This is a genomic window from Actinosynnema sp. ALI-1.44, assembly GCF_001984155.1.
Classification (GTDB): domain Bacteria; phylum Actinomycetota; class Actinomycetes; order Mycobacteriales; family Pseudonocardiaceae; genus Kibdelosporangium.
The window spans coordinates 52548-66008 of record NZ_MTQO01000021.1 but is presented as its reverse complement, the minus strand read 5'-3'; the positions used below and the strand labels follow the sequence as shown (position 1 = coordinate 66008).

Below are 13461 nucleotides of genomic sequence, written 5' to 3'. Positions count from 1 at the left end.
CCGATAAACTGGACTTATGCCCGAACAGCTCGCTGTTCCATTCCGCCCGGTAGGTCAACCACCACACATCCCGCTCGCCGAGATGACACGGGATCAAGTTCTCGACTATGTGGTGGATCGTCACCGGCAACGTAACCAGATCGACGGCGAAATCGTGCAAGCATATGCCCGGTTCGCGGAACTGACCCCACCGCAACGCAGCGGAATCACCATCGGCGACGGCGCGGCAGAAGAGATCGCGTTGGAATTGTCTCTCAGCCCGAACACCACCGCCAAACACCTGCACGAGGCCCAAGAGTTGGTGACTCGCCTGCCGGGGACGGTGTCGGCGCTGACCACCGGCGAGATCGACGTCATGCGAGCCAAGGCCGTGCGGGAGTACACCGCCGAATTGGACGACGACCAGGCCGCACAAGTGGAGAAACGGGTCTTGGCGGGCGGGAAGCAAGAGAACCTGACCCGGTTCAAACACGTCCTGCGACGGGAAGTCATCCGCGCGGACCCACAAGGCGCCGAACAGCGCCGGTTGGCGGTGAAAGCCCAGCGGGATGTCACCCGATGGCACCGGGCCGACGGGACCTCAAGTCTCACCGTCCACCTGCAGCCACACGAGGCCGAGTTGGCGTACCAGCACATCAACCTGCTCGCCGGACACACCACAGGAACAAGCCGGAACCTCGCGACAGCGCGGGCGGATGTGTTCATGGACCTGATCAGCGGCAAACAGGTCGACCGGCCGTCGGTGAGTGTGAACGTGGTAGTGCCGATGACCACGTTGATGGGATTGAACCAGCAACCCGGAGAAATCAGCGGGATCGGGCCCATCACCGCCGAGTACGCGCGAGAACTGGCCCAGAACGCCACCTGGCGACGGATGATCACCGACCCCACCGGGCAGGTACTGGAAGTGTCTCGGCGACGGTTCGCCTCACCCGGGTTGACCCGGTTCGTCCAGGCGCGCGACCGAGTGTGTCGGCAACCTGGGTGCGCGGTGGTGGCACAGCGGTGCGAGGTCGATCATTCAGTCCCCTACGCCGAGGGTGGCGTGACCGGAGTGGGGAACGTCGCGATGTTGTGCAAGCGCCACCATTTGATGCGGCAGCGCACTACCTGGCGGATGGATCAGGTGATGCCCGGGGTGCTGGCGTTCACCACTCCCGGGCGAAGGACTGTGCTTACCACGCCCGTTGGGTATGACGTTCCGCCGTTTTAGATGCCTGCTTTCCAGCGGTGGCCACGGTTGAGTTACGGTCTGCCTACTTATGGCCTGCTTGTCGCTGGGGCTGGTTTTAACGGATAATGTCTGATTGCCTTAGCGCTGTTGGTTGCGCTGGAATGCGGTTTCCAGCCAGGGGTTCGGTTTCCGGCGCTGGGTGCACTGTGTTGGTTACGTACCAGCCCGTTGTGTGGTGGTTCAGAGTCCCTGACAGAAGATTTGACGTGTCGGCAGAGTCGTAGGCACGGTCGGCGTAGAGGGCGTCGGGACGCCTGCGAGCTGTCGATCACCACCCGCGTTTCAGTCCGGCCACAAGCGTCTCGTGCAGCCGCTGCCACACCCCAGCCTCGTTCCACTCCGCCAGCCGCCGCCAGCAAGTCATCCGGACCCGAACCCGAGCTCCTGGGGCAGAAATTCCCGCCGGATACCTGTGTGCAGCACAAACAAGATTCTCCGCAGGACCAGACGATCCGGCAGCCTTTGGGCCCGGCAACCGGTAGGTGTACCGCGCGTGTCCGGTATCCGGTGGCCGCGTCATGGTCACGTTGTTCATTGCGGCATTTGAGTCACCGGCTCGGTTGGCGGCGCGCCGCTGCCGCTGGTGCGTCAGTCAGTACATCGAGAAGCTGACGCGCTTGCGCCCCGGCCGAAGGACGACTCATCCGCGCTACATTGTTCCGGTGAAATCCGTGCTCGAAACGACTATCGAAGGCAAAACCTGGTCAGCGGGCGCCGACTACGAGTCGGTCAACCCCTCGAACCTCGACGACGTGGTGGCGACGGTCCGGCTGGCTGGTCCGGACGCCCTGCGGGCCGCCGCCGAATCCGGCAGGCGGGCCCAGCGCGAGTGGGCGGCGGTGCCCGCACCGGTGCGCGGCCAGTTCGTCGCCGCGCTCGGCCGGTTGGTCGCCGCCAACAAGGAGACACTGGCCCGGCTCGTCACCCGGGAGATCGGCAAGCCGATCGCCGAGGCACGCGGCGAGGTGCAGGAGATCGTGGACACCTGCGACTTCTTCCTCGGCGAGGGGCGGCGGCTCTACGGCCAGACCGTGCCGTCGGAGATGCCGGACAAGCAACTGTTCACGTTCCGTGTGCCCGTCGGGGTCGCCACGATCATCACTGCGGGCAACTTCCCCGTGGCCGTGCCGTCCTGGTACCTGGTGCCCGCGTTGCTGTGCGGCAACGCCGTGGTCTGGAAGCCCGCGGAGTACGCCGCCGCCAGCGCGAAGGCGTTCGCCGACCTGATCTGGCACGCCGGGCTGCCCGACGGCGTGCTGAACCTGGTGTTCACCGACGGCCAGTCCACTTTCGACGGCCTGGAATCGGCGCTGGCCGCCGGTCTGGTCGACAAGGTCGGGTTCACCGGGTCGAGCGCGGTCGGCGCCCGGATCGGCGAACTGTGCGGACGGCACCTGCAGTCGCCGTGCCTGGAGTTGGGCGGCAAGAACCCGATGGTGGTCACCGAGGACGCCGATCTCGACCTCGCCGTCGAAGGCGCGCTGTTCTCCGGGTTCGGCACGGCCGGTCAGCGGTGCACCTCGCTGGGCACGGTGATCGTCCACGAAAGCGTGCACGACGAGTTCGTCCGCCGGTTCGACGCGGCCACCCGCGCGGCGACGGCGGGCGCACCGGACGGCGATGTCCTGTTCGGACCGTTGCTGGACCGGAAGTTCGCCGAGTCCTACGAGCAGTACCTCGGCTGGATCGGCGAGCACCACACCGTGCACGGCTCCACCGGCACAGGCCGGATCACCGCGGACAACCCGCGCGAAGGCTTCGCCGGGGACGCGTCGAAGGGCCTGTTCTACCACCCGGTGATCCTGGACGGTGTCCGCCCCGACGACCGCGTCTTCCTGGAGGAGACGTTCGGGCCGCTCGTCGGCGTGGCCACCTACCGCACGCTCGACGAGGCGATCGAACTGGCGAACAAGCCGGGCTACGGGCTGTCGTCGTCGATCTACACGACCGACCCGGCGAACGCTTTCCGTTTCCGGCAAGGCATCGGCGCGGGCATGGTCAGCGTGAACAACTCCACGTCCGGCGCCGAGGCGCACCTGCCGTTCGGGGGCAACGGCAAGTCCGGCAACGGCAGCCGCCAGTCCGGGATCTGGGTGCTCGACCAGTTCACCCGCTGGCAGTCGATGAACTGGGACTTCTCCGGCAAGTTGCAGAAGGCGCAGATGGACGTCGCGGAGATCGTGCCGGACACGGACTTCCGCCTATGACAGACCCGATGGCCGACCCGATGGCCGACATCGTGGTCATCGGTGGCGGCGTGGTGGGCGTGAGTACCGCGTTCCACCTCGCCGAGGCGGGTGTCGCGGTGACGCTGCTGGAGCGCGACGTGCTCGGCTCCGGCAGCACCAGCCGCGCGGCGGGTGGCGTGCGGGCGACGTTCTCCGATCCGGTGAACATCGCGCTGGGGCTGCGCAGCATCGAGGCGTTCGAACGGTTCGGCACCCGGCCGGGGGCCGAGATCGACCTGCGCCAGAACGGCTACCTGTTCCTGCTGGACGATCCGGGCGACGTGGCCGCCTTCGAAGCGGGCGTGTCGTTGCAGAACTCGCTGGGCGTGCCGAGCCGGATGATCTCGCCCGCCGAGGCACGCGGGCTGTCGCCGTTCATCTCGACCGACGGCCTGTTGGCCGCGACCTTGTCACCCCGCGACGGGCACTGCACGCCCGAAGCCGTGGTCCAGGGATACGCGGCCGCGGCCCGCCGGTTGGGCGCCACGATCCGCCAGCACTGCGCTGTCACGGGAATCGTCGTCGACGGCGGCGACATCACCGGTGTGCGGACCGATCAGGGGTTCGTCGAGGCGTCGACCGTGGTGTGCGCGGCGGGCGCGTGGTCGGGCGCGGTCGGCGACATGGTCGGCGTCTCGTTGCCAGTCAGGCCGTTGCGCAGGCAGATCCGGGTCACCGAACCGCTTGCCGTGCCACCGGGTCTGCCGTTCACGATCGACTTCGGCACCACGTTCTACTTCCACGCCGAAGGACCGGGGCTGCTGATCGGCATGTCGGATCCCGACCAGGAGTACGGTTTCGACACGCGGACGTCCGACGAGTGGCTCGAACGGCTCGGTGCCGCGGCCGCCCGGCGGGCTCCGGCGCTCACCGAGGTCGGCATCGCCCGCGGCTGGGCCGGGCTGTACGAGGTCTCCCCCGACCACAACGCGATCATCGGGGAGTCCCGTGCGGTGTCCCGGTTCCTGTACGCCACCGGGTTCTCCGGGCACGGCTTCCTGCAGGGCCCGGCGGTCGGCGAGGTGATGCGGGACCTGGTGCTGCGTCGCCCGCCGGTGGTTGACGTGTCCTCTTTGGACGTGACGCGGTTCGGCACGGACGCGGTACGCCCGGAGCGCAACGTGGTCTGACCTCAGCGCGGCATGCGGCGCCACACAGCACGCGGCAGAACGCGGAAGACAGCGTTGACCCAGCGCAGGATTCCCGGCACCCAGATGTCGTCGCGTTTGCCGCGCAACGCTTTCACGGTCGCCGCCGCGACCTCGTCGGGGGTGCTGGCGAAGGGCGCGGGCGGCATGCCCGCGGCCATCCGGCCGATCACGAATCCCGGGCGGACGGTCAGCACCCGCACACCCGTCCCGTGCAACGAGTCGGCCAGGCCGGAGGCGAACCCGTCCAGCCCGGCCTTGGCCGACCCGTAGACGTAGTTCGCCTTGCGCACCCGTCCACCGGCGATCGACGAGAACACCACGATCGTCCCGTTGCCCTGTTTCCGCAGCAAGCCGACCAGGTGCGTCAGCACGCTGACGTGCGCGACGTAGTCGGTGTGCACGATCGACAGTGCGTGCTCGGCGTCCTGCGCCGCCCGCTCCTGGGAACCGAGGACGCCGAACGCGACGACCACGATCGAGATCGGGCCGAACCGTTCGACGACGTCGTCGAGGAACGGGCCATGCGCGTCCAGCACGTCGGCGTCGAACTCGACGCGTTCGACCGACGGCGCGCCCGCGTCCAGCAGGGCCCGCACCTCGGCGTCGAGCGACGCGCTGCGCCGCGCGGCCAGCACGATCTTCTCCGAAACGAGGCGTCGGGCCACCGCCAGGCCGATCTCACTGCGTCCACCGAGTACGAGCACCGTCACGGCCGCGATTCTGTCTTATCCCTCATTCGGGGCTAACGTTGGTGCGGTGGACACGTGGGTATCGCCGATCCGTCGCGGCTGGATCGTGCGGGACGCCATTCCCGGTCCAGGCGTCGACGAGTTCGCCGAGCCCGACCAGGTGATCGCGGCACTGGCCCAGCCGGGCGCGGCCGACGGGACGTTGCTGGCCGTGCAGCACCCCCACCGGACCCCCGCCGCCCGCGCGAGGGGGCTGGACGTGCTGTCCGCGCTGCCGATCGCCCACGCCGCGCTGGACCAGCTGCGGGACAGCCACTACGAACAGGTCACCGACGTCGTGGGACTGTCGTGGGGTGACGGTCCGGAGGGCTCGGCGCTGGGGTTGTTGTGCGTGGTCGACCCCGCAGCGGTCGGCGCGGACGGGCTGACCCACGTCCGGCACACCGAGGAGGTCTACCCGGACGTCGTCGCCGAACGCGCCGCGATGCTCAGCGGTCTGCGCTGCGCCACGAGCGCGGCCATGCTCGTACCCACCGATGGTGGCGAGCAGTTCACCAAGCTGATGTGTGACGCGGTCGCGCGGCTCGGCGAACCAGCGGTGTCCATGACCGATTCCGCGGGCAGGCGAAACCGGATGTGGCTGGCAGGCGAAGGAGAGCTGCAGGACGAACTGCTCGCCGCCGCGGGCGCGCAGTCGCTGCTGGTCGCCGACGGCAACCACCGGGTCGCGGCGGCGGCACGGGCCGGGCACGGCTCGCTGCTCGCCCTGATCACCGCGGGACCGGACCTGCGGGTCGGCCCGATCCACCGGGTGCTCACCGGTACCGGGCTCGGTCTCGGCGAACTCGCCGAGCGCTGGCGGCTGGCCGGTCTGGACGTCCGGCGCGGTTGCGATCCGGCGGCGCCGAGCACGCCGGGCACCGTCGTCGTGGTCAGCGGGACCGAGGCGCTGCGGGTGACGTTGCCCCGCAACGGCTTGGCCATCGACCACCGGCTCGTCGAGCAGCTCATGGTCGAGCGCGCGCTGGGACTGGATCCCGTGGGCCCGGCGCTGCGGCCGCTGCCACCGGGCCGCCCGGCACGACCGGACGCCGACGCGGTGGTGCTGATCGCACCGGTCCCGGTGGCCGACGTTCTCGCGGTGCACGCGACAGGTCGGCAAATGCCGAGGAAAGCGACATATTTCACGCCGAAACCCCGCAGCGGGATAGTGCTGGCCGAAATCCCCGGAAATCGCCCGAAATCCGATCGACGCCGTGAGTAAGCTCGGGGGTTGATGAAATCCCAGGTCTTCGGGCGCGTCCCCCTGTTCGCCAGCGCCCTTGTGCGCGGCGGGGACCGCGACGCCATGATCGTGCGGGACGTGGTTCTCGGGCGGCTGCGCCGTCTGGACGAGCCCGAGCGCAGGCTGATCGAGGTCGTCGCGGTGGCGGGCGAGGCGGCGACCGGTTCGGTGCTGCGGTACCTGTCCCCCGAGCCGGACACGCTGCACGCGTTGGTCGCCGACGGGCTCGTCACCGGACGCGAGACCGAAGTGGTGCGACTGCTCGGCGACGGGCTGGCCAACGCGGACATCGCCGCCCGATTGTTCCTCAGTGGACGGACCGTGGAGAGCCACTTGCGCAACAGCTACGCCAAACTCGGGTTGACCACGCGGGTCGCGCTCGCGCGCTGGGCGACGGAGAACCTGCCGTGAGACTCCTCGGGCGGGACACCGAGCTGGCCGCGCTGCACGCGGCGCTCGACTCGTTGCACGGCATGGTGTTGCTGCGCGGCGATGCGGGGATCGGCAAGTCCCGGCTGGCCGCCCACATCCTGGACGTGGCGGCCGGGCGTGGGGTGACCGTGCTGCGCGCCCAGGCCCATCCGCTGCAGACCGGGCTGGCCTACGGGCCGATCGTGGAGGCCATCCGGCCGCACGCGGACGCGCTCGCCGACGACTGCATCGGCAGGCTGCTGGCCCACCGGGAAATCCCGGCCGCGTACCTGGACGGCGACCCGGACCTCAACCGCACCAGGATGTTCGACGCGGTGGCACGGCTCGTGCAGAGCATGGCGCCTGCCGTGTTCTTCGTCGACGACCTGCACTGGGCCGACCGCGGCACCGTCGAACTCGTCCACTACCTCGGCCGCAACGCCGCCGACGTGCTCGTCGTCGGCGCGTACCGGCCAGGGGACGCCAATCCGTCGTTGGACAGCCTCGGCGCGACGGTCCGCCGCACCGGCACCGAGATCACGGTGGCACCGCTGGCCGACGCGGCCGTCGCGGAGCTCGTGGCCGACCTGCTCGGCGTGCCGCCGTCGCCGGAGCTGCTCGACGACATCACCCGGCGCGCCAAGGGTGTACCGCTGTTCGTCACCGCACTCGTCCACAGTGGTCTCAACCGTTCCGGGGCCATCCCGGTGATCGTGCGTGACGTCGTGCTCGACCGGCTCCGCACCCTCGACGACACCGAACGCACGGTGCTGGAAACCGTTGCCGTGGCCGGCCAAGCCGCCAGCGGCGAGGTGCTGCGCGCGATCTGCGACGCCCCGGTGGCGTTGAAGAGGCTGATCACCGAGGGAGTGGTCATCGAGCACGCGTCGGGCCGGAGCCTGACCTACCGGGTCGCGCACCCGCTGTACGCGGAGGTCGCGTACGCGGAGATGACGCTCTCCGAGCGGCGGGCACTGCACGCGGCGGTCATCACAGCGGTCGAGAACGCCAACCCCGACGACGTGCTCACCCTGGCGCCGCACTACCGGGAGGCAGGTGACCTGGTCGATCCCGGCAGAGCGGCACGGGTCATGGCCAAAGCGGGGTGGCGCGCGCTGGCGATGCGGGCCACCGACGAGGCGATCCGCTACCTGCGGGCGTCCGCCGAGATCGCGGACCCGGCGGACGTCCCGGAACTCGCCGAGGGCATCGGCCGCGCCTACCAGGGAATGGGCAAGTTCGACGACGCGGTGCGCGCGTGGGCCGACGGCCTGGACACGGCGCTCAAGCACGGCATGGAGGCCGCCGCGGGCAAGCTGCGGTTCCGGCTCGCGCTGCTCAACGCGGAACGCCAGGACAACCCGGATGCCCGGTCCCATCTGTCCACCACGGCCGAGGCGATCAGCGATCGGTACCCGGAAGCGGGCGTCCACCAGTTCATCTACGTGGCGCGGCACGACCAGGAACCCGACCTCCGCGCGGCGACCGCGCGGATGGCGAAACTCGCCGACGACACCAGCCGTCCCGTTGCCGCACAGGCGATCGGATACCTGGGCAAGGCCATCACGGCGATGCTCGACGGCCAGTTCACCGACGCGGTCGGGTACGGGGAACAGGCCATCGGGTACGCCAGGCAGTGCGACGCCGAGCAGGCGTTCCAGGGCCAGCGCATCAGTGTGGTGCTGAGCCCGTTGCACGCGCTGACCGGAAACGTCGCCCGCGCGATCGAGTTCGCGCTGGAGGCCGTGGACACCAAGCATTCGATCGAGATACCCACGCACGCGTGCTATTCCCGGTATGTGTTGTCGTGCGCGCGTTACCTGAGCGGTGACATGACCGCCGCCCTCGCCGAGATCGACAAGGCACTGGAACTGTCCGCCGGGCTGCCCCGGCACCGGGCGAGGTCGCTGGCGCAACGCGCGTTCCTCCGCGCGGAACGAGGAGAGCTGACCGAGGCGGCCGCCGATCTCGACCAGGCGCATCAGGTGTGCCGGGCGCCCGATCTCGGAGTCGTCGAAGTGACCAGGTTGGCGGCCAACACGATCGCACTGCATTCGGAGAACCGGGCCCAAGCCGAGCCCGATCCGGACTTCCGGTTGTTCCCGCTGTTCTGCGACCCGTACGCGGCCATGATCCGCCCGCTGTTCTCCCCCTCGTACGCGGAGAAGGCATTTCGGGCGTTCGGCGACCAGGCAACCCTGGCAGTGGCGCTCGCCGACCGGTTCACCGCGGTGCGGACGGGCGACCAGGACCTGTTGGCCGACGCCGTCAGCCGCCTGGAGAGCTTCGGCGCGGTCCTGTTCGCCGCACAGGCCAAGCTCGACCTGGCCGACCCCGGCGCGGTGCTGGCGGCGCTGGAAGTGTTCGAACACGCCGGTGCCGCGCCGTGGGTCAACCGCGCCCGGCACGTGGCCAGGGCTCTGGGTGTGCGGATCCGTTCGGCGCGCGGGACAGGTCCACTGTCCACCCGGGAAACGGATGTCGTCCGGCTGTTGGCCGAGGGCCTGTCCAATGCCGACATCGCGAGCCGTCTGTTCCTGAGCCAGCGAACCGTGGAAACCCACCTGCGCAACAGCTACGCCAAGCTGGGCCTCGCCTCACGGGTCGCGCTGGCCCGCTGGGGCGCGGACAACCTGGGCTAGGACGTGACATCCCCGATGATGGCGTTGGCCAGCAGGTCCGCGTCCGGGCAGGGAACGGGGTAGTTCAGGGTCTTCGGGTCCGCGATGGTGGTGGTGACCGTGAGCAGGGCGTCCTCGGCCACGCCGACGCTGACCGTGCAGCGCCCCTGGTCGGGGATGGCCCGTTCCGGGTCGTGGCGCACCGCCGGGTAGCCCTGGATCTCGGTCGGCTCGAAGTACGGCAGCCTGTTGCGCTTGCGGTACAGCCCTTCCAGACCACCGGATGCCAGGTCGACCGTCGCGGTCATCAGCGGCTGCTGTGGCGTCCTCGCCCGCCACACGCAGGTGTTGCCGCCTTCGTTGCTGCCGGGGACCAAGTCCTTGGTGACCGGCTGGTCCGGGCGGAGCATCGAACACGGCTCGGTGGCGTACCGCTTGACTTCCAGCGGCAGCGGAACCTCCGGTGCGAGCCTGCTCGGGCTCGGTGGCGGCGTCGCCATGACGATCCCGTGCCCCGGCGGCGAGCCGCAGCCGCCCAGCACCAGCAGGGCGACGCCCGCCAGTGCGCAGAGACCGATCCGGATCATGCCTCGACGATACCCTCAGGTGCCCTGATCAGGGGTGATCCTGTTCACGACGCATACGCGCGCCGTGGACTGGCCTACCGATCCTGGGCGGAGCCGTTGATGTGCCTGCCGTTCTCGGCGGCCTGAATCGCGCGGAGCAGTTCCGGACCGGGAATTTCCCTGCTGTTGGCCGCGGCGGTCAATTGCGCGAGGTGCCCGATCATCTCCACGCTGTTCTCGATCTCCTCGGTGTGCCGGGCCAACCACCACACAACCGCGCTTCCGGTGTCCTTCAGCACGTCCTCACTGAGGTAACGGCGCATGCTGATCTCCATTCGCCGTTCCTGGTCCCACATCCGCTCGTGTTTGCGCAATTCCGCGAGGCGATCCAGTCGACGGGAATCGTCGTCGGTCATCGTGAGCGAAACGTCGACGGCCCAGGCGACCACATGTCCGTACGGCTCAGCCAGCGCTGTCCCGAGCGCCACCGCCAGCCGGTGCTGGACCACTCGGTACTCCTCGGGCTTCTCCAGCACGGTGAGCTCACGGGCCCGGGTCAGGATCCAGTGCACGGCTAGGTCGCCGGGGCTGGCGTGCGGCACGGCGGCCTGGGGACTCGCCTGCCGCCAGCACACGGTCGCCGAGAACAGGAACCGGTAGTCCACCTCGGAACTGGGCAAAGGCACCGCGGACACCGGGTACTGCACGTGCGTCGGCGCCTCGGGTTCGCTGGACGGCGACGCCGCCTGGTCCGCGCCCGCCTGGTCCGGCCCCGGTTGGTCCGCGCCCGCCTTGGCCGCTCGCTGCTCCGCCAGCACCTTGCGCAGTTCGGCCTGTTCCCGCCGGTGCACGAACTGGATCGAAAGCAGAACAGCGATTCCGTTCCCGCCGACCATCACAGCCGCCCACACCCATACCGGTGCGGTCAGCAGAAGACTCAACGCCAATACGGCAAGGGTCGTCAGCACCGCGGTGAAAACGGCCAGCCGGGTCTTGTCGCTGTGGTTGCCACTGGGCACCTCGGGACCTGCCTTTCGTAGCCCCACCCGGGCCCATGTTCCCGTGCGATCCGCCTCCGATGGGATACCTACGGCAGGTTTTCCCTCAAACGAACCAGTTCCGGAGCATAGGCGAACAAACCCGGCAATCCACCGGTGTGGAGGAACACAACGGTTTCATCAGCACCAATGGCACCACTGCGCACAGCCGCCACCAGTGCGGCAGCCGCTTTGCCCGAGTAGACCGGGTCGAGGGTGATTCCCTCCGTTCGGGCGAACAGCCGCAACGCTTCCCACATCTGCGGTGTCGGAATGCCGTAACCAGGACCGACCGCGCCGTCGGACAGGCGCACGTGCGCCAGGTCCCCGGTGGTCGCGCCGAGCAGGTCCGCCGTCTCGCCGACCAGCCTGCGGATGTCGGCCATCGACTCGTCGGTTGTGTGCGAAATGCACGCGCCGTCCAGGATCACCGGCCAGTCCAGCAGGTGGATCCCCAGCGCGAGACCCGCCGCGGTGCCCGCGCTGCCCACCGCCACCACGATCCGGTCGACCGCCTCGTCCGCCACCTGGGTGCGCAACTCCGCCGCGGCGGCCACGTAGCCCAGCACGCCGACGGCGTTGGAGCCGCCGACCGGGACGGTGGCCGTCCTGCGGCCTTCCGCCCGCGCCTCAGCGACGATCCGGTCGTAGACCTCGTCCGTCTGCTCCGGCGTGTCGCAGAGGTGGACGTGGGCGCCGTACAGGTCGTCCAGGACGATGTTGCCGGACCGCTCGTAGGCCTCGCCCGACATCGGCACCGACTTCGTCAGGACGAGTTCGCACCGCAGGCCGAGCCGGGCGCACGCGGCCGCGGTCTGCCGCCCGTGGTTGGTCTGCACGGCACCGAACGTGATCACGGTGTCCGCGCCGTCGGCGAGCGCCTCGCCGAGCAGGAACTCGGCCTTGCGCAGCTTGTTGCCGCCGACGCCGAGACCGTTCACGTCATCGCGCTTGACCAGGATCCGGGGGCCGCCGAGCGCCTCGGTCAGCCTCGGGCAGTCCTCGACGGGCGTCGGCCAGTGGCCGAGCGGGACGCGGGGGTGCGCCGACAGGTCGATCGGCATGTCACACCTTCGCGCGGATGTCGGCGGCGTAGGACTCGGCTTCCTCGTCCGATGCGTACTTCGTCCTCGGCCAGAAGAACCCGCGCAGGCCGTCGCCCTTGGTGCGGGGCACGACGTGCGTGTGCAGGTGCGGCACGCTCTGGCTCACGGTGTTGTTCATCGCGACGAACGTGCCCTGCGCGCCGAGTCCTTCCTTGACCGCGACGGCGATGCGTTGCACGAAGCCGAAGTACCCGGCCAGGTCGGTCGCGGGCAGGTCGGCGAGGGTCTCGATGTGCGTCGGCGGGACGACGAGCACATGCCCCTTGAACACCGGCCTGGTGTCGAGGAACGCCGTGCCGTCGGATTCGGCGGCGACCACGAAAGCCGGCTCACGCCCGGCCACGATTTCACAGAACAAGCAAGCCACAGCGTGAGCCTAGCCCTCGTGATGTCCGAAAACCGCTCAGCTCTTGCTCAGCTGTATCGAGTCAGAAGTCGAAAACAAACCGGGTCGGCTCCGCGTTGTGGTAGTTCTTCCCCTGCCCTGCAGGCACGGATTCCCCATTGGTGGTGTGCACCCGAAATGAAGACGCGAACGACCACCGCCAGTGCTGTCGGCGTCGTCGGTGGCGTGTTGGTCGTCGAGGCCGTTGTGGCGCTGCTCAACCCGTTCCGGTGGACCTGGAGCGGCGACCGGCCGTGGCTCTGGCTGCTCGTGGCGGCCGTCGGGTTCGCCGCGCTCAGCGTCAGCTTCCTGCTGCTGATGCTCGCCCGGCCGGGTCCGCGGCGGGTGCCGCCCGCGTTGGCCATGGTCTGCCTGCTGCTGGTGGGCATGGTGGCGGGCGGACTCGGGCTGCTCGGGCTGGCGCTGCACGACCACGAGATGCGGGTCGTGGCGACGTCCGGCGACGGCAGGTTCGAGATCATCGTGCACGACACCAGCGACGTCATCGACCCCGTGGACGCGCTGTACGTGCAGACCACCGGTGGTCCGTTCAGCAAACGCGCCTACCTCGGCTGTTTCAACTCCGAGTCGGGTCACACGTTCGGTTCGGCGCGCTTCGCCGGGAACGGCACCGTGATCCTCGACGGCACCAAGCAGTGGACGCTCCGGTTCGACGCACAGGACGTCCGGAGTGTCGACGTCGTCGAAGAGGGCGCGTGCACCCGCCAGCTCTACACCGGCTGACCAG

Annotated in this window: 12 protein-coding genes and 1 pseudogene; 7 read left to right on the top strand and 6 right to left on the bottom strand. The window is 69.2% G+C overall.

Annotation, left to right across the window (positions count from 1 at the left end):
* Positions 1–16 precede the first annotated feature (16 nt).
* On the top strand, positions 17–1213 hold the full coding sequence (locus ALI144C_RS01465) for an HNH endonuclease signature motif containing protein (protein WP_083752609.1): 1197 nt from the start codon (positions 17–19) through the stop codon (positions 1211–1213).
* Positions 1214–1514: 301 nt separating this feature from the next.
* On the opposite strand, the pseudogene ALI144C_RS56235 reads toward ALI144C_RS01465, so the two are convergent.
* A pseudogene (locus tag ALI144C_RS56235) lies at positions 1515–1693 on the bottom strand (transposase); the annotation flags it as partial.
* 203 nt (positions 1694–1896) lie between these two features.
* Between ALI144C_RS56235 and ALI144C_RS01455 the strand changes: the two are divergent.
* Together ALI144C_RS01455 and ALI144C_RS01450 are read left to right on the top strand one after the other, a co-directional pair.
* A complete protein-coding gene (locus tag ALI144C_RS01455) occupies positions 1897–3441 on the top strand; it encodes an aldehyde dehydrogenase family protein (protein ID WP_237773906.1) in 1545 nt (514 codons plus the stop codon).
* Positions 3438–4592, top strand: coding sequence for an NAD(P)/FAD-dependent oxidoreductase (locus tag ALI144C_RS01450; RefSeq protein ID WP_076985159.1), 1155 nt, complete (start codon positions 3438–3440; stop codon positions 4590–4592). The genes ALI144C_RS01455 and ALI144C_RS01450 overlap by 4 nt, the downstream gene beginning before the upstream one ends.
* Before the next feature lie 2 nt (positions 4593–4594).
* Here the strand turns inward: ALI144C_RS01450 and ALI144C_RS01445 are convergent, their stop codons facing one another.
* The gene (locus ALI144C_RS01445; protein ID WP_076985165.1) at positions 4595–5317 is read right to left on the bottom strand and encodes an SDR family NAD(P)-dependent oxidoreductase; all 723 of its coding nucleotides are present in this window, start codon (positions 5315–5317) and stop codon (positions 4595–4597) included.
* 52 nt (positions 5318–5369) lie between these two features.
* On the opposite strand from ALI144C_RS01445, the gene ALI144C_RS01440 reads away from it, so the two are divergent.
* Genes ALI144C_RS01440 through ALI144C_RS01430 form a run of 3 tightly spaced genes read left to right on the top strand, consistent with a single transcriptional unit; the run spans position 5370 to position 9640 of the window.
* On the top strand, positions 5370–6566 hold the full coding sequence (locus ALI144C_RS01440) for a DUF1015 family protein (RefSeq protein WP_076985158.1): 1197 nt from the start codon (positions 5370–5372) through the stop codon (positions 6564–6566).
* A gap of 12 nt (positions 6567–6578) precedes the next feature.
* The gene (locus ALI144C_RS01435; protein WP_076985157.1) at positions 6579–6998 is read left to right on the top strand and encodes a response regulator transcription factor; all 420 of its coding nucleotides are present in this window, start codon (positions 6579–6581) and stop codon (positions 6996–6998) included.
* Positions 6995–9640 (top strand): ATP-binding protein, encoded by a 2646-nt coding sequence (locus tag ALI144C_RS01430; RefSeq protein ID WP_076985156.1) that lies wholly within the window; start codon positions 6995–6997, stop codon positions 9638–9640. Before ALI144C_RS01435 ends, ALI144C_RS01430 begins: the two co-directional genes overlap by 4 nt.
* On the opposite strand, the gene ALI144C_RS01425 is transcribed toward ALI144C_RS01430, so the two are convergent.
* The 4 genes from ALI144C_RS01425 to ALI144C_RS01410 all read right to left on the bottom strand — a co-directional run bounded on the left by ALI144C_RS01425 (position 9637) and on the right by ALI144C_RS01410 (position 12695).
* Entirely contained in the window at positions 9637–10206 is a 570-nt protein-coding gene (locus ALI144C_RS01425; protein WP_076985155.1) for a DUF3558 domain-containing protein, read from the bottom strand. The genes ALI144C_RS01430 and ALI144C_RS01425 overlap by 4 nt on opposite strands.
* Positions 10207–10280: 74 nt before the next feature.
* Complete coding sequence (locus ALI144C_RS01420; RefSeq protein WP_076985154.1) at positions 10281–11204, bottom strand: hypothetical protein; 924 nt, start codon at positions 11202–11204, stop codon at positions 10281–10283.
* A 68-nt stretch (positions 11205–11272) separates the two neighbouring features.
* Positions 11273–12286 carry a D-cysteine desulfhydrase family protein gene (locus tag ALI144C_RS01415; protein ID WP_076985153.1) on the bottom strand — a complete coding sequence of 338 codons (1014 nt, stop codon included), beginning with the start codon at positions 12284–12286 and terminating at the stop codon, positions 11273–11275.
* A 1-nt stretch (position 12287) separates the two neighbouring features.
* Entirely contained in the window at positions 12288–12695 is a 408-nt protein-coding gene (locus ALI144C_RS01410; RefSeq protein ID WP_076985152.1) for an HIT family protein, read from the bottom strand.
* Positions 12696–12851: 156 nt separating this feature from the next.
* Between ALI144C_RS01410 and ALI144C_RS01405 the strand changes: the two genes are divergently transcribed.
* Positions 12852–13457 (top strand): hypothetical protein, encoded by a 606-nt coding sequence (locus tag ALI144C_RS01405; protein WP_076985151.1) that lies wholly within the window; start codon positions 12852–12854, stop codon positions 13455–13457.
* Positions 13458–13461: the final 4 nt, after the last annotated feature.